Consider the following 15,782-nt stretch of genomic DNA (forward strand, 5'->3'; position numbering starts at 1 on the left):
CGCAATAGAGGTTTAACAACGTTATGCCACGGATCGCCATCTACACCGCGACCGAGAACGAGCTGGGAGCCATCCAACGTGCCGCCGAGGAGGTCGAGACCGACCTGACGGTGCGCTCGGAGGGCGACCTCGACGACCTCGAGGACACCGACGCGTTCGTCGACGGGATCGTCGGCGAACACGAACGGGGAGCCGAGCCGGCCGCAGCGGCGGTCTTCTGGCTCCACGGCGCCGAGGACAGCATGCCCGGCTACGAGCACGCCGTCGAGCGCGTCCGCGAGGCGGGGATCCCGCTGATCGTGAAGGCCACCGGCGACGCCTTCGCCTTCGAGGACACGAGCGTCCCCGAGAACGACCGCGAGACCGTCTACGGGTACCTCGATCGGGGCGGGACCGCGAACCTCGCGAACCTCGTCAGATACCTGGTCGACGAGTACGGCGAGGAATCGAGGGAGTACGACGACCCCGTCGCCCTGCCCACGGAGGGGGTCTACCATCCCGATCATCCCGGCGCGAGCTACGAGGAGCTGCGTGCGACGCTCGATCCCGGGACGCCGACCGTCGGCGTCTGGTTCTACGAGTCCCACTGGACCCACGAGAACACCCGGTACGTCGACGCGCTGGTCCGGGCGATCGAGGCCCAGGGTGCCGACGCGCTGCCGGTGTTCTGTAACCCGGCGACCGACACCGACGAGCAGGAGGACGCCGAGTGGGTCGTCGACAACTGGCTGCTCGAGGCGGGCGAGCCGATCGTCGACGCGGTCTGTTCGTCGTTCATGTTCTCGCTGTCGATGGACGAACGGGGCCGAAGCGCGAGCGACGAGGGCGAGGGCGCCGAGGAGGTCTTCCTCGACCGGCTTGGCGTACCCGTCATCCAGACCATCACGACGATGCGCTCGCGCTCGCGCTACGAGTCCTCGGACACCGGCGTGATGGGCTTCGAGCTCGCGCTCTCGGTCGCGCTTCCCGAGTTCGACGGCAACGTGATCACCCACCCCATCTCGGGGAAGGAACGAACCGACGACGCGGCGGGCATCGGCAGCGCACCGAAACAGCACTTCCCGATCGAGGATCGCGTCGATCACGCCGCCCGGCTGGCGGTGAACTGGACCGAACTGCGCCACACGCCGAACGAGGAGAAACGGGTCGCGGTCGTGCTACACAACTACCCGCCGAGCGACGACGGGATCGGCACGGCGTTCGGCCTCGATTCGCCCGAGAGCACCGTGAACCTGCTCGAGGAGCTCGCACGGCGCGGATACGACATGGGCGGGCGGATGCCCGAGGGCGGCCAGGAGGTGATCGAGACGCTCACCTCACAGCTCACGCTCGACGATCGCTGGGTCGCCCCTGAGGACGTCCGCGATCGGAGCGTCGACGTCGTTTCTTCGGGACGGTATCGCGAGTGGTTCGGCGGGGCCGACGAGCGCTTCCGGGAGAACGTGATCGAGGAGTGGGGCGATCCCCCCAAGCGCCCGTTCGCGATCCCCGGAGTCGAGTTCGGCAACGTCCTCGTGACGGTCCAGCCCCCCCGCGGGTTCGGGATGGACCCCTCGAAGGTGTACCACGACTCCGACCTCCAGCCGCCCCACGACTACTACGCCTTCTACGCGTGGCTCCGCGAGGAGTTCGAGGCCGACGCGGTCGTCCACCTGGGCACCCACGGCAGCCTGGAATGGCTGCCCGGCAAGACGGTCGGGCTGAACGGCGAGAGCGCGCCCGACGCGCTGATCGACGACCTCCCGAACGTCTACCCCTACATCGTCAACAACCCCGGCGAGGGGACACAGGCCAAGCGCCGGTCGTACGCGGCGATCGTCGACTACCTCACGCCAGTGATGGCGAACGCCGGCACCTACGACGAGATAAGCGAACTCGAGGAGCTCGCGAGCCAGTACCGCGAGGCGGGCATGGAGGACGCCCGCGCGGACGACGGCGAGCACCTGGAGGAGCTGATCCGCGCGACGGTCGACGAGCTCGACCTCGCCGTCGAGCTCGGCATCGCGGGCGAGATCGACGAGAAGGCGGACGTCAGGGGCCCCGACGAGGCCGGCTCGACGCTCGCCGAAGGCGAAGTGGCCGGCGACGACGTGGACATCGAAGAACTGATCGAGCGGATCCACGAGTACGTCACCGACGTGAAGACGACCCAGATCCGCCTCGGGCTGCACACGATGGGCGAGCCCCCGTCGGACGATCGGCTGGTGGAGTACCTCGTGGCGCTCACCCGGCTCGAGAACCCCGGTGCGCCGAGCCTTCGTGAGAGCGTCGCGGGCGTTCTAGGGGTGGACTACGAGCGCATGCTCGAGGCGCCAGGCGAGTACGACGAGACCCTGGGGATGACCTATGCCGAGGCCGCGGACGAGGTCCACGAGACGAGCATCGAGCTGGTCGAGGAGCTCGCCCGACACGGCTTCGACGTCCCCGAATCGGAGCTTGAGGGCGAGGTAGGCGACGAGGTGAACATGAACCTGCTGGTCGTGGATATCGACACGCTCGGCGATGCACGCGCGAAACGCGGCGCTCACGACCGGCTCCGCGAGGCGCTGGCCTACATCTGTGAAGAGGCCGCACCGCGCGTCGCCGGTGCCGAGGCGGAGATCCCCCGGACGGCCGACGCGCTCGCCGGCGAGTACGTTCCCCCCGGCGGATCGGGCGCGCCGACCCGTGGCGGCGTCGACCTCCTGCCGACGGCGCGGAACTTCTACACGCTCGATCCCCGGAAGGTGCCCGCCAAATCGGCTTGGCGGGTGGGACGGGAGGTGGCCGATGGCGTGGCCGAGCGACACCACGACGAGGAGGGCGAGTATCCCGAGGAGATCGGGGTCGTCGCATGGGGCACCCCGACCGTGCGCACGCGCGGCGAGACGATCGCCCAGGTGCTCGCGCTCATGGGCGTTTCCCCTACCTGGACCGACGCCGGCCGGATCGACGACGTCGAACCGATCCCGCTGGAGGAGCTCGGACGACCGAGAATCGACGTCACGACGCGCGTCTCGGGGCTGTTCCGCGACGCCTTCCCCGCCGCAGCGGGCGTGATCCACGACGCCGTCGACTGCGTAGTCGATCTCGACGAGCCCCACGGGATGAACTACGTAAAGAAACACGTCGAGGAGGAGGCGGAGCGCCTCCAGGAGGAGGGAATGGACGCCTCGAACGCCGAAGATGCCGCGAGACACCGCGTGTTCACGACCCGTCCGGGCGGCTACGGTGCCGGCACCAACAAGGCCGTCGACGAGGGTAACTGGAGCGATAGAGGGGATCTCGCTGAGGTGTACGTCCAGTGGGGCGGCTACGCGATGGGCTCGCGTGGAAAGGTCAGCGAGGCCCACGACGCCTTCGAGCGACGGCTCTCAGGGGTGGAGGCCACGGTGAAGATCGAGGACACGATGGAGCAGGACGAGTTCGACTCCTCTGACTGGTACGCGTTCCATGGCGGGTTCATCTCCGCGGTCACGAAGGTCGCCGGAGAGGAGCCCGCCTCCTACGTCGGCGACTCATCGGATCCCGACAACGTCGACGTCTACACCAACGAGGAGAAGGTCCGCAAGGCGATGCGCGCACGCGTACTCAACCCACGGTGGCTGGAGTCGATGGAGGAACACGGCTACAAGGGCGCCGGCGACCTCTCCTCGACCGTCGACGTGACGCTCGGGTGGGACGCCACGACCGGCGTGGTGAGCGATACACTCTGGGAGGAGGTCGCGGAGAAGTTCGCGTTCGACGAGGATCGCCAGGCGTGGATGCGCGAGGTCAACCCCTGGGCGCTCGAGTCGATCACCGACACGCTGCTCGAGGCGATCGACCGCGATCTCTGGGACGCGGACGAGACGACGCGTGAGCGCCTCCAGGACCTCAACCTGAGCGTCGACGGCGACCTTGAGGAACGGACCTCGCGCGATGCCGACGAGATCGACCTGCGGCCCGCCGGGGGCGAAGACGAGAGCGAGGTGACCGGCGATGACGACTGACGCGACCGGCGCTACGGACGACGACGAGTTCGAGGAGTACGCCGACCTCGGCGCGACGACCGAGAACGCCATGGAGATCGCCGAGACGAGCATGGAGATCGTCCGGCAGTTCGTCCCCGACGGGACGCTCGCCGATCGCGTCCGTCAGAAGGCGGTCCACTCGACGGGCGACATCGAGTTCCAACACCTGCTGCGGTTTACGGATCCCGGGGGGGACGAGGCCGAGCCGGTTCGCTCCGGCGCGCGCGCCGTCCTCGACGAACGGCCGATCGTCACCGACATCACGATGGCGAAGGCGGGAATCACGAACCGGGGACACGACTGCGAGACGCGAAAGGCGATCAGCAACGGCGCCGAACTCGCCGCGGAGACGGGGATGACACGAACCGCGGCCTCGGTGCTCGAACTCGACAGGCAGGGGGTCTACGACGGCTCGATCGCGGTCGTCGGGAACGCGCCGACCGCGGCGCTCGCGCTCGCCGACTGTATCGAACAGGGCACCCGACCCGCGGTCGTCGTCGCCACCCCGGTCGGCTTCGTGAAGGCGGTCGAGAGCCGCGAGCGCGTCCGCGAGGTGAGTGCGGAACACGGCGTGCCCGCGATCACGAACGTGGGTCGGCGGGGCGGCAGCGGGCTGGCGGCGGCGCTGACGAACGAGCTGATCCACGTCGCGACGGACGCGAGAAACGGCGAGGTCGAACTGTGAGCGAGACCGGCGGTGATCACGACGCTGAGACCGACACGGACGCCGACGCTGACGGTCCGGACTCGGAATACGACCTCGATTCGGGGCCGGACCCGGCGACCGTCGCGGCCTCGAGACCGGAGCCGATCGATCCGGCCGATCCCGTATACGCGGTCGGCATCGGCCCCGGGAACCTCGACTACCTGACCCCTCGAGGTGAACGGGCGATCCGGGAGGCCGACGTGGTCGTCGGCTTCGAGACCGTCGTCGAGTTCGTCGCCGACCTGACCGACGCCGACCTGCTAACGTGTGGCTATCGCGACGAACGCGAGACGCTCGAACGGTTCGCGGAGCGCGCCGCCGCCGGCGAGCGCGCCACCGCGGTGTTGATGGGGGATCCCAACCACTCGGGCTACCAGTTCGTCGGCAAGGTTCAGGACGCCGTCGAGAGACGTACCGTAGAGGCAGAATCAGCGTCACGATTCCGAGGACGTGACGAGACCGGAACCAGCGGTCGGCCGGTACGCGTCATTCCCGGCATCTCCTCGCTGCAGATGGCCGCGAGCCGCGCCCGAACGCCGATGGAGGACGCCCGGTTCGTAACGCTACACAAGAGCGGCGACGTCACGGAGGATCTCGCGAGGTTGGTCGAGGCCGTCGGCGAGCGCCACCTACTCGTGCTCCCGCGGCCGTTCGACTGGATGCCCGGCGACGTCGCCGATCACCTCCTCGAGGCGGGCGCGTCGGCGGATCTCGAGGCGCTGGTTCTCGAGCGGCTGACCCACGAGAACGAGACAATCACCCGGACGTCGCTCGGCGAACTCGCGGCTCACTCGGGCGGATCCGATCGGGAGAGCAGCCCCTTCTCCGATCTCTCCGTGCTGGTCGTCCGCGTCGGTGTCGAGTAAGGACGATCTCTCAGCGGTACTCCCCTTCTCCGTCGGTCGCGACGGGCTGGCGGCTTCCGGCCGGCGACCCCTCGAACGTCGCGAGGGACCCGTCGGCGTCTTCCTCCTCCCCAGCGAGGGTCCGCTGTCGTTCGATCTCCGCGTGGATCGCGTCGGTCACCCGCCGGTCCCTGCCGAACGGATCGGCGAGGGCGATGCCGCCGCGATCGAGTTCGAGCTTCTCGGGGATCCGCTCGTCCGTCGTCCCGTTCCGCGTCAGGAACAGCGGTACCGCCACGGCACGCTCCGTGTGGACGTTGTACCGGGCACACTCCACGGCGGGGTTCTGGAGGAGATAGCAGGTGACGACGTCCGCGTGGTTCGATCGTTCCCGGATTCGAGCCGCGTGATACTCCGCCGTCTGCCGGTGATACGGCAGCGAGCTGCTGCCCAGTCCGATGAGGACGAGCGTCGTTCCCTCGGAATCGACGAGGTTCGCTGCCCGTTCCATGATCAGGGCGGTGAGCGTCGGACTCCGACCGATCGGCTCGCAGTAGCGAACCTCCGAGTCGAGATACGAGAGCGCGGCGGGAACCGCGTCGATCGTCTCGTGGGAGTGAGCGATACAGGCCGGAAGTACGAACGTTCGGTCCGCGTCGATCGACTCGAGCCGACCTCGAAGCTCGCGGACCGGTTCCTCCGCGTAGGTCGCGACGTGGACCGCGTCGACGACACCACGGTCCTCGAGGCGTGCGGCATGCGTTCGCAGCGTTTCCGTGTCCTGTGTACCTTCCCGACCGATGAGCGTGAGTGCGTCGCCTGTCATGGTCCCTCCGAATCCACAAATTGACTTTACTTAAGCCAAGTGGAGTTGTAGACGGTTCGTCAGAGAGTAGCATATATCTTGGGATGGCCTCAGAATCCGCTCGATTCGACGGGAACCGGTAGCGACGGCGAGGCCGACGGCCGACCGCCAGCCCCGCACGAACCGGCCGATATGTGGATCTACCGACTAACTAAAGTACGCTTGTGCTAGAGACGGTACAACGATGTTCGGAAACGAGGCGCCCGGTCTAGAGATCGTGGAGTGGACGGTCGATCGATCGAAGTCCGCTCCGAGGAGCGGCGAATGAGGCTGGTGGTGGTCGGCGGATCCACGCTGACCGCGGGGATCGACGGGATCAGTGCCGCGGGGGCGAACCGCGACGCGATGCTCCACACGCCGAGCGCCGATCTGGAAATCCTCGAGTACGGCGACGTTACGCTCGCGCCGGCCGTCCCGGTGAGCCCGTCGGGCTGTCCGACGCCGGCGGTCGTGACCCGCGCCGTCCGCGAACTGGTGGGGTTCGACGTGACCCCGCTCGGCGCGGGACTCGCGCGGTCGAGCGCGGCGCCGACGGTCGATCTCGGCGACGGACCGGGTAGGGATGTCCGCGAGGAGGAGCCGGTCGCGAACGCCGGCGAACTGTTCGAATCCGCGCGGGAGTTCGCCCGGAGCCTCCCCGACTCGGCGCTGTTGATCGGCGAGACGATCCCGGGCGGGACGACCACCGCCATGGCCGTGCTCCGGGCGCTCGGCGAGCGCGCCGCCGTCTCCTCATCACTCCCGGAGAACCCGCTCGCGCTCAAGCGGCGGGTGGTCAGGGAGGCGCTGGCGGCGAGCGGCCTCGAGGTCGGCGACGCCGCAGGCAATCCGGTCGAGGCCGTTCGGCGCGTCGGAGACCCGGTATTGGCGGCGGTCGCCGGGCTGATCGTCGGCGCGACCGCCGCCGGAGTCGAGGTGACCCTGGGCGGCGGCACCCAGCTGGCGGCGGCAGCGGCGCTCGCGCGTCACGCGGGCGTCGAGGTGCCGGTGACGCTCGCGACCACCTCGTTCGTCGCCGGGGACGAGAGCGCCGGAATCGAGGGCTTGGCGTCGGATCTCGACCTCGACCTCCGGGTGACGGATCCCGGGTTCAGAGGGCAGGAGCATCCGGCGATGGCCGCATACGTCGCCGGGGAGGCGAAGGAGGGCGTCGGCATGGGCGGGGCACTTCTCCTCGCCGAGCGCGAAGACGTCTCGATGGCCGAGGTCCGCGAACGGATCGTGACGGTGTACGACCGGGTGACGAAGACGGAGAAACCGCAGCCGTGAGGGGGTTCGTCCTCGGGGGGACGGCCTCGGGCGTCGGCAAGACGGTCGCCACCCTCGCCGTCATCCGCGCGCTCGATCGGGCGGGCCACGCGGTCCAGCCCGCGAAGGCCGGCCCCGACTTCATCGATCCGAGCCATCATCGGCAGGTCGCCGGCCGACCGTCGAGAACGCTCGACCTCTGGCTCCAGGGCGAGGAGGGAATTCTGCGGAACTACCACCGCGGCGAGAGCGTCGACGGGTCTCACCCGTCTTCCCGGGGGACGTCGTCCCCCGCAGTCTGCGTCGTCGAGGGGGTAATGGGGCTGTACGACGGCGACGGTTCCAGTACCGCGATGGTCGCCGAGGCGCTCGACCTGCCCGTCGTGCTCGTCGTCGACGCGAAGGCCGGCATGGAGAGCGTCGCCGCGACCGCGCTCGGCTTTCGGCGCTACGCCGAGCACGCCGGTCGCGATGTCGAGGTCGCCGGCATCCTCGCCCAGCGCGCCCACGGCGGGCGACACGAACGGGGCATTCGGGAGGCGCTTTCCGAGGGAATGGAGTACTTCGGACGGATCCCGCCCGACCACCGACTCGAGATCCCCGATCGCCATCTCGGCCTGGAGATGGGTGGGGAGGCGCCGCTCGCGGAGGAGGCGCTCGACGCTGCGAGCGAGCACGTCCGGGTCGACCGACTGCTCAAGATCGCCCGCACGCCGCCGCGAGCGGCGGAGGACCGGTCCCAGGGAGAGGAGACCGGAAAGCGCGTCGCGATCGCCCGGGACGCCGCGTTCTGCTTCTACTACCCGGCGACGATCGAGCGTCTCGAGGAACGTGCCGAGCTCGTGACGTTCTCGCCGGTCGCGGACGACGCGGTCCCCGACTGCGACGCGGTCTACCTCCCCGGGGGCTATCCCGAACTTCACGCCGAGGCGCTCTCGGAGTCGCCCGCGCTCTCCCAGTTGGCCGAACGGGCGAGCGACGGACTTCCGGTCCTCGGCGAGTGCGGCGGGCTGATGGCGCTCGCGGAGTCGCTCACGACCGTCGAGGACGAGACCCACTCGATGGCCGGCGTGCTCCCCGCCGAGGTGCGAATGTGCGAGCGGTACCAGGCGCTCGACCACGTCGAACTACGTTCGGAGGAGGGGACGCTCACCGCGGGCGCCGGCGAGTCGCTCCGGGGCCACGAGTTCCACTACTCGAACGCCGAGGTCGACGGGGACGCCCGTTTCGCCTTCGAGATGGAGCGAGGTGACGGGATCGACGGCGAACACGACGGCCTGACCGAACACCGGGCGCTCGGAACGTACTGTCACGTCCACCCCGAGAGCGGGGCGTTCGACGCGTTTCTCGACTCGCTGTAACGGGCGAGGATCCCGGCGGCTCAGAACTCGGCTTCGGGTTCGGGGACGACGCCCTCGTCGACGGCGTCGAACTCCTCGCGCAGTTCGCGGATCCGGTCGCGGATGTCCGCCGCGAGTTCGAACTCGAGGTTGCCCGCGGCCTCGTTCATCCGTTCCTCGAGCGCCTCGATCTGCTCGCGGGCGGCCTCCGCGTCCTCGGGGGCGTCGCCGGTCACGCCGCCGGTGTCGGTCTTGCTCCCCGGGAGGTTGGTCTCGCCGACCGCCTTCTCGATCGTCGTCGGCGTGTTGCCGTGCTCCTCGTTGAACTCGCGCTGGATCTCGCGGCGCCGCCGGGTCTCCTCGATCGCCTCGCTCATGGCGTCGGTCGTCTCGTCGGCGTAGAGGACGACCTCGCCCTCGACGTTTCTCGCCGCACGCCCCATCGTCTGGATGAGGGTGGTGCGAGAGCGCAGGAACCCCTGCTGGTCGGCGTCGAGGATCGCAACTAGAGAGACCTCGGGGATGTCGAGCCCCTCCCGCAGCAGGTTGATGCCCACGAGGACGTCGAACTCCCCTAATCGAAGGCCGCGGATGAGTTCGTGGCGTTCGAGGGTGTCGGTCTCGTCGTGCATGTACTCGACCGCGACGCCCGCGTTCTCGAGGTACTCGGTGAGGTCCTCGGCCATCCGTTTCGTGAGCGTAGTCACGAGCGTTCGTTCGTCGCGCTCGATGCGCTCGTCGATCCGGGCCATCAGATCGTCGATCTGGCCCTCGGCGCTCTCGACCTCGACGGCGGGGTCGACCAGGTGGGTCGGTCGAACGATCTGCTCGACCACCTGATCGCTGGTCTCGCGCTCGTAGTCGCCCGGCGTCGCGCTCACGTACAGCCGGCGGTCGACGCGCTCCTCGAACTCCTCGAAGGTGAGCGGGCGGTTGTCGTACGCGGTCGGCAGACGGAAGCCGTTCTCGACCAGCGAGTCCTTTCGCGACTTATCGCCCGCGTACTGGCCCTTGATCTGCGGGATCGTCTGGTGGGACTCGTCGATCACCGTGAGGAAGTCGTCGGGGAAGTAATCGAGCAGGGTGAACGGTGGATCGCCCGACTCGCGGTCCGAGAAGTAGAGCGAGTAGTTCTCGATCCCCGAGCAGTAGCCCGTCTCGCGGAGCATTTCCAGGTCGAAGGTGGTCCGCTCCTCGATTCGCTGGGCCGCGAGCATGTCGCCGTTGCGCTCGAAGTAGCGGATCCGCTTCTCCAGATCGTCCTCGATCTCGGTGATCGCGCTCTGGAGGCGGGACTCGGGGATCGAGTAGTGCTCCGCGGGGTGGACGAGCACGGCGGGCTCCTCGCTCTTGAGCTCGCCCTCGAGCGGATCGAGCTTGCTCAGTTTGTCTATCTCGTCGCCCCAGAACTCCACGCGGACGGCGTAGCGGCCGTACATCGGGAAGATCTCGACGGTGTCGCCTCGCACGCGGAAGGTCCCCTGGGTGAAGTCGACGTCGTTTCGTTCGTAGTTCAGGTCCACGAGGCGCTTCAGGAGCTCGTCGCGGTCGATCTCCTCGCCGCGCTCGAGCCGCAGGCTCATGTCGACGTAGTTCCGCGGGTCACCGAGACCGTAAATGGCCGACACCGAGGCGACGACGATCACGTCGTCGCGCGTGAGCAGCGAGCGGGTCGCGGAGTGGCGCAGCCGATCGATCTCGTCGTTGATCGAGGCGTCCTTGTCGATGTAGGTGTCGCTCTGCTCGACGTACGCCTCGGGCTGGTAGTAGTCGTAGTAGGAGACGAAGTACTCGACGGCGTTGTCCGGAAAGAGGTTCCTGAACTCCTCGTAGAGCTGGGCGGCGAGCGTCTTGTTGTGGGCGATCACCAGCGTCGGCTGCTGGAGCTCCTCGATCGCCCAGCTCACGGTGTTGGTCTTGCCCGACCCCGTCACGCCGAGCAGCGTCTGGCGCGTCGCGCCGTTCTCGTAGCCCTCGACGAGCTGTTCGATCGCCTCGGGCTGGTCGCCAGCGGGCTCGAAGGGCGCGTCGACCCTGAAGGGCTTCTCGGCCTCCGGCGTGTCGGGCTGGAGCGGGCCCGAGTGTGCGTCGCTCATCGGAGGAGAGAGGGGTTCGAGGCACTTGACCCGCTCGCCTGTACGGCGAACGTGACCCGTTTGAGAGACGAGATCACGTCCTCGTCTTCTATTGATATCACGAGTGGTTTATCGCCGTTGCTAGCGTATCCCTAGGTATGGCTACACGAACACACGCCCATGCTGAAGAGAACAAGCGGATCGCTCGTCGGGTCCCTGAGGAGATCGCCACGAAACGGAATCTCGATCTGACCGACGAGGTGTTCGCTGAAGACGCCGTCGAACACGCTCCCTACGGGGATTCTCGGGGAGTAGCGGCGCTCCGAGCGGATTTCAATCGGTTCCTCGCCGCGTTCCCCGATTTCTCGGCGACGGTCGAGGACATCGTCGCCGAAGGGGATACGGTCGCCATGCGCGTTACGCTCCGGGGTACCCAGGAGGGGGAGTTCATGGAAATCGAGCCGACCGGCCGGGAGTTCGAGATCCAGAACATGGTCTTCACGCGTATCGAAGGCGGTAAGATCGCCGAACGGTGGCTCCAACCCGACATACACGGGCTGTTTCGACAACTCGGTGCGGTCGAATCGCCCGTCGCATAGCGTAGCCTCTGACCGGCGTTTACACGGTTTCCGGGGCTCGTACGATGGGCGATCTACTCGCTCGAGGGACGACTGAGAAGCGGGCACCGACGCGCGGCGTCCGTTCCGGCCGTCCAGCTGATACGCACCGTGGGGTTCGACTGCAAGGGGAACCCTCAACGGGACGGGTCGAGTAGCCCGAACCAGTGAGTTTCGCGTTCGGCGCCGAAATCCTCCTCGCCCTCACGTTGCTCTCCTTTCTCGGCGGAATCATCGTCGCCACGATCGGCCCCGGCGGAATCCTCATCGTCACGGGGCTCTACCTGCTGACCTCGCTCTCGAGCGCCCAGGTCGCGGGCACCTCGAGCGCGACGTTCACCGTCGGCGCGGTGCTGGGGAGTCTCGTCTACGCGCGTTCCGGCGAGATCGACTGGCGGGTCGCGGGCGTCGTCAGCGCCGCGGCCGCCGCCGGCACGTGGCTCGGCGTCCAGGCCAACGCCTACCTCTCACGGGAGCTCTACGGGCTGATCCTGGCCGCGCTGCTCGCGGCGGTCGGTTGCAACATCCTCTACCGGGAGTACCGCGACCTCGAACCCCGCTTCGATCTCGGACGCGAGGGGCTCGACCTCGTCGCGTTCGTCGGCATCGGGCTGGTGATCGGCGTCTTCGGCGGGCTGTTGGGCATCGGCGGCGCGGCGCTCTCGGCACCCGCACTCGTGCTCGTCGGCGTCCCCATGCTCGCGACGATCGCGATCACGCAGGTCGTCGTCGTGTTCACCGCGCTGTTCACGACGGTCAACTACCTGCTGCTCGGCGCGGTCGTCACCCCGCTGGTCTTCCTCGTCACGGCTGCCTACCTCGGAGGCGTTACCCTCGGCTGGTGGCTCGCCCACCAGATCGCCACCGACCGGCTGAAGCTTGCGCTGGGGGTCGTCCTGCTGGGGCTCGCGGCCTCGCTCGTGATCTGAGGGCGACGTGGGCGATCCGGTTCGCGTGCCACGCCGGGGGCGAGCGCCGGCTCCGGGAGTCGCGGGTAGGACGGATGGATCGACGCTCGTGGCCGCGTTCCGGCCGTCGCAACCGTTATCAGGCGGACGACGAATCGTTCGACGGATGAAGGTCACCGACGCGCTCGACGCCGCCATCTCGACGCTGGTCGAACGTCCGGCGTCGATCCTGCCGGCCTACCTGATCGGCCAGGGTGCCGGTACGGTCGCTCGGACGATCCCCTTCGTGGGACTGTTCGTCGTCTACCTACTGTTGCGCGCGGACGGTCGGATCGCCGCTCTCGAGGACGCGCTTCGGGAGAGCGACGCGATCGCCCTGAGCGAGCCGGAGGCGATCGATGCCGGGACCGCGCCCGTCGGCGGGCTCGAGGCCGCGGTCTCGAACCTGCTCACCCCGGGCGTAATCGCTGTGCTCGTGCTCTCGGCGCTGCTCGGACTGATCGCGTTCGTCCTCGTCGACGCGACGATCCGCGCCGGACAGGTCCACACGGTCTACGCCGCCCTCCAGGGTCGGGCCCCGCTCGAGGCGGGCGTCGCGGGGGCGATCCGCGACGCCCGGCCGTTCGTCGGCCTCCGGCTCCTCGAGTACGGCCTCTACCTACTCGTGACGGCTGTCTACGGACTCGTCGTCCTCGTCGCGGGCGCGATCTACGCCGCGGACGGGGGGATCGGACTGCTGGTCGCGGCCGTCGCCGCGCTGCTCGCCCCGATCTGGCTGCTCTCGGTGGTGGTGATCGCCGCCGTCTTCCTCTTCGCCCCGCAGGCGATCGTGATCGACGACCGGGGGACGCTCTCCGGACTGAAGGCCGGCGTGGGGTTCGTCCGCCGCCGCCCCGGCGCGTTCGCCGTCTACGTCGCCGTCGCGATCGGCGTCTCGACGGCACTCGGCCTGCTGGGTGCCGTCCTCGCGGTGCTCGGCGGCGCGCAGGTCGCGAGCGTGCTGGCACTGCTGATCGTGGCGCCGTTTCTCGGCCTGCTCAAGACGGCCGTCTACGCCGAGGGCGCGCGGATCGATCCCGACCCGCTGCTGTCGGGTACTCGACGGCCCGTCGCTGCCCGCGCTCGCGACGCCTGGCGGACGAGTCTCGGAACGCTGTGGTCGTTCACCAGGCGAACGCCCGGACTGAGCGCGCTGAGCCTCGCGCTGTTCGGCGTCGGCGTTCTGGGGGGCTACTACGCCGTCGCCGGGTTCGCCATCGGAACGTCTCCGCCCCAGGACCCTGCCGGGGCGTTCGGCTCGATCCCGATCGGGACCTTCGCGCTGATCGCGGCGAACAACTGGCTGGTCGCCGTCGGCCAGTCGTACGCGGGACTCGCGCTCGGGCTCCCGACCGTCGTGAACCTGCTGTTCAACGGCGTCGTGGTCGGTCTGGTCTCGGGACTGAGCGACGACCTCCTGCTCGTCGCCGCGCTCGTCGTCCCTCACGCACTGCTCGAGGTGCCCGCGCTCGCGATATCGGGAGCGCTCGGTCTCCACCTCGCGCGCGTCGGTTGGCGGCGCGCCCGTGGCCGAGTCGACGACGCGGCGCTCGCCGCGGAGCTACGGACCGCCTTCTGGGTGCTCGTCGGCCTCGCGATGCTCTTCGTGATCGCCGCGTTCGTCGAGGCCTTCCTCACCCCCCGGATCGCCGGCTGGTTGGTGTAGTTCCAGGCGAAACGAAGGGGTTGTGAACGAGCCACGAATTCTCTCTCACTGACTGGTTCGTGGATGAAAGATATTTCGGCCGCGACGATTGCCGATGACCCCGTTTCAGTCCGTCGGTTTCGACGGCGGAACGCGCTCCGGTGGACCGGCGGATCTCGGGGCCATCACAGCGGGTTGCGTTTCCGGTGGAACGCGACGGCGGTGGCTACGGAACGACGCCCACCGTCAGAAGGGTGCCGTACGTGCGGTAGCGTTCGACCATCTCTCGACGGGTCTCCCACTCCTCGGTCGGGAACTCGCTCTCCTCGGGGATCTCGACCTCCCGGTCGGGGACGTTGTCCTGGGAGGCGACGTGAAGCCCCGCCTCCCGGAACGCCTCGCGGTACTCCCCGCGCGACCAGCGGGTCATCGGCACCGAGATCCGCTCCTGCCAGTCGTGCGAGTGGACGTTCTCCTCGTAGTAGTTCACGGCACAGAAGAACGTCCCCCCGGGACGGATCACGCGCGCGAGCTCCTCAAGGGTGTGGTGGGGGTCCTCCGCGTAGTAGAACGCCTCCATGCTCCAGGCGTGATCGACCGAGTCGTCGGCAAAGGGGAGTTCGTCGAAGTCGGCGACCAGGTAGGCGATCTCCGGGCTCTCGGTGTACGAGCGAGCGTTGTGGACCATCTCGGGGGCGCCGTCGAGCCCGTAGCCTCGGCCCGCGCCCTTCGTGTCGCGAAGCGCCCGGAGCGCGTAGCCGCTGCCGGTGCCCAGGTCGAGGACCGTCTCGCCCTCCTCGATCGGCATCCGCGCGAGCGCGTGTTTGGCGGTGTGCCAGTGGCGCTCCTCCATCCCCCTATCGCGGCCCTCGGCGGCCCAGTCGTCGAACTCCTCGCGAACGCTCATGGGGAGAGGTCGGTCGGCGACGACAAAACGCGTTCGAATGCTACAGCACGAGCCTCGTCACGGCGAAGAGGATGAGCACGCCGACGACGTCACAGACGTTGGTGACGATCGGGATGGTGGTGTCGTCGGGGTCGTAGCCGAGGCGGAACGACGCCGTGACCGAGACGAGGCTGAGCGTGATCACGAGCAGGGCGAGCGCCAGCCCGCTGAGCATCGAGATGGCGAACACCTGCCAGAACGCGAGGCTTCCCCCGAGCACGCGCCCGATCGCCCACGCCGCGACTCCGACGAGCGAGAAGATGGTGAGCGCGAGGGCGAGCACCGCGCCGACGTTCGCGCGCACGTCCGGGTTCGAGGGGTGGAGCTCGAACGTCCCCAGGTGGAACTGGGTCGAGAGACGCGCGCACATGATCGACGCCAGGTTGCCGGCGGTGCCGATCTGGACCGGCACCAGCACGAGCAGCGAGGGGTAGACGAGCAGCGTCTCCTCGAACGTCTCGAGGACGGAGCCGGAGACCATCTGGAGCAGCGACAGAGCCATCAAGAGGGGGAGCATCGTCGTGACGATCGACCTCGCAGCCCAGTCGCCGAGCGG

12 protein-coding genes are annotated in these 15,782 nt (G+C 68.5%); 8 read left to right on the forward strand and 4 right to left on the reverse strand.

Translation table 11 applies throughout. The features are described 5' to 3' along the window. Window positions 1-23 precede the first annotated feature (23 nt). From cobN to V0Z78_RS00760, 3 genes are read left to right on the forward strand one after another with little or no spacing between them, the layout of a single operon-like run. Complete coding sequence (gene cobN / locus V0Z78_RS00750; RefSeq protein ID WP_336342708.1) at window positions 24-3,971, forward strand: cobaltochelatase subunit CobN; 3,948 nt, start codon at window positions 24-26, stop codon at window positions 3,969-3,971. Continuing rightward, window positions 3,961-4,677 carry a precorrin-8X methylmutase gene (locus tag V0Z78_RS00755; protein ID WP_336342709.1) on the forward strand — a complete coding sequence of 239 codons (717 nt, stop codon included), beginning with the start codon at window positions 3,961-3,963 and terminating at the stop codon, window positions 4,675-4,677. The genes cobN and V0Z78_RS00755 overlap by 11 nt, the downstream gene beginning before the upstream one ends. Beyond that, window positions 4,674-5,564, forward strand: coding sequence for a cobalt-precorrin-7 (C(5))-methyltransferase (locus V0Z78_RS00760; protein WP_336342710.1), 891 nt, complete (start codon window positions 4,674-4,676; stop codon window positions 5,562-5,564). Before V0Z78_RS00755 ends, V0Z78_RS00760 begins: the two co-directional genes overlap by 4 nt. Window positions 5,565-5,574: 10 nt before the next feature. On the opposite strand, the gene V0Z78_RS00765 is transcribed toward V0Z78_RS00760, so the two are convergent. After that, the gene (locus tag V0Z78_RS00765) at window positions 5,575-6,369 is read right to left on the reverse strand and encodes a CbiX/SirB N-terminal domain-containing protein (RefSeq protein ID WP_336342711.1); all 795 of its coding nucleotides are present in this window, start codon (window positions 6,367-6,369) and stop codon (window positions 5,575-5,577) included. 303 nt (window positions 6,370-6,672) lie between these two features. Here V0Z78_RS00765 and V0Z78_RS00770 point away from each other — a divergent pair, with 303 nt between their 5' ends. Together V0Z78_RS00770 and V0Z78_RS00775 are read left to right on the forward strand one after the other, a co-directional pair. Further along, on the forward strand, window positions 6,673-7,677 hold the full coding sequence (locus tag V0Z78_RS00770) for a nicotinate-nucleotide--dimethylbenzimidazole phosphoribosyltransferase (protein WP_409338657.1): 1,005 nt from the start codon (window positions 6,673-6,675) through the stop codon (window positions 7,675-7,677). Continuing rightward, window positions 7,674-9,017, forward strand: a complete 1,344-nt coding sequence (locus V0Z78_RS00775) for a cobyrinic acid a,c-diamide synthase (protein WP_336342712.1) — start codon at window positions 7,674-7,676, stop codon at window positions 9,015-9,017. Before V0Z78_RS00770 ends, V0Z78_RS00775 begins: the two co-directional genes overlap by 4 nt. A gap of 20 nt (window positions 9,018-9,037) precedes the next feature. Here V0Z78_RS00775 and uvrB read toward each other — a convergent pair whose 3' ends face one another. Further along, entirely contained in the window at window positions 9,038-11,092 is a 2,055-nt protein-coding gene (uvrB, locus tag V0Z78_RS00780; protein WP_336342713.1) for an excinuclease ABC subunit UvrB, read from the reverse strand. Window positions 11,093-11,229: 137 nt separating this feature from the next. Between uvrB and V0Z78_RS00785 the strand changes: the two genes are divergently transcribed. The 3 genes from V0Z78_RS00785 to V0Z78_RS00795 all read left to right on the forward strand — a co-directional run bounded on the left by V0Z78_RS00785 (window position 11,230) and on the right by V0Z78_RS00795 (window position 14,301). Next, on the forward strand, window positions 11,230-11,670 hold the full coding sequence (locus V0Z78_RS00785; RefSeq protein ID WP_336342714.1) for an ester cyclase: 441 nt from the start codon (window positions 11,230-11,232) through the stop codon (window positions 11,668-11,670). Between the two features lie 185 nt (window positions 11,671-11,855). Continuing rightward, on the forward strand, window positions 11,856-12,617 hold the full coding sequence (locus V0Z78_RS00790; protein WP_336342715.1) for a sulfite exporter TauE/SafE family protein: 762 nt from the start codon (window positions 11,856-11,858) through the stop codon (window positions 12,615-12,617). A 145-nt stretch (window positions 12,618-12,762) separates the two neighbouring features. Further along, window positions 12,763-14,301, forward strand: a complete 1,539-nt coding sequence (locus V0Z78_RS00795) for a stage II sporulation protein M (RefSeq protein WP_336342716.1) — start codon at window positions 12,763-12,765, stop codon at window positions 14,299-14,301. A 205-nt stretch (window positions 14,302-14,506) separates the two neighbouring features. Here V0Z78_RS00795 and V0Z78_RS00800 read toward each other — a convergent pair whose 3' ends face one another. Both V0Z78_RS00800 and V0Z78_RS00805 read right to left on the reverse strand, forming a co-directional pair. Next, window positions 14,507-15,187 (reverse strand): class I SAM-dependent methyltransferase, encoded by a 681-nt coding sequence (locus tag V0Z78_RS00800; RefSeq protein ID WP_336342717.1) that lies wholly within the window; start codon window positions 15,185-15,187, stop codon window positions 14,507-14,509. Window positions 15,188-15,227: 40 nt separating this feature from the next. Next, window positions 15,228-15,743, reverse strand: coding sequence for a magnesium transporter (locus V0Z78_RS00805; RefSeq protein ID WP_409338708.1), 516 nt, complete (start codon window positions 15,741-15,743; stop codon window positions 15,228-15,230). Window positions 15,744-15,782: the final 39 nt, after the last annotated feature.

This window comes from Halalkalicoccus sp. CG83 (assembly GCF_037081715.1).
GTDB classification, from domain to species: Archaea; Halobacteriota; Halobacteria; order Halobacteriales; family Halalkalicoccaceae; genus Halalkalicoccus; species Halalkalicoccus ordinarius.

Bases quoted from the DNA above. Each gene is read 5' to 3' on its own strand.
- cobN (WP_336342708.1), top strand. From the start codon at position 24: ATGCCACGGATCGCCATCTACACCGCGACCGAGAACGAGCTGGGAGCC.
- V0Z78_RS00755 (WP_336342709.1), top strand. From the start codon at position 3,961: ATGACGACTGACGCGACCGGCGCTACGGACGACGACGAGTTCGAGGAG.
- V0Z78_RS00765 (WP_336342711.1), bottom strand. From the start codon at position 6,369: ATGACAGGCGACGCACTCACGCTCATCGGTCGGGAAGGTACACAGGAC.
- V0Z78_RS00770 (WP_409338657.1), top strand. From the start codon at position 6,673: ATGAGGCTGGTGGTGGTCGGCGGATCCACGCTGACCGCGGGGATCGAC.
- uvrB (WP_336342713.1), bottom strand. From the start codon at position 11,092: ATGAGCGACGCACACTCGGGCCCGCTCCAGCCCGACACGCCGGAGGCC.
- V0Z78_RS00785 (WP_336342714.1), top strand. From the start codon at position 11,230: ATGGCTACACGAACACACGCCCATGCTGAAGAGAACAAGCGGATCGCT.
- V0Z78_RS00795 (WP_336342716.1), top strand. From the start codon at position 12,763: ATGAAGGTCACCGACGCGCTCGACGCCGCCATCTCGACGCTGGTCGAA.
- V0Z78_RS00800 (WP_336342717.1), bottom strand. From the start codon at position 15,187: ATGAGCGTTCGCGAGGAGTTCGACGACTGGGCCGCCGAGGGCCGCGAT.
- V0Z78_RS00805 (WP_409338708.1), bottom strand. From the start codon at position 15,743: ATGCTCCCCCTCTTGATGGCTCTGTCGCTGCTCCAGATGGTCTCCGGC.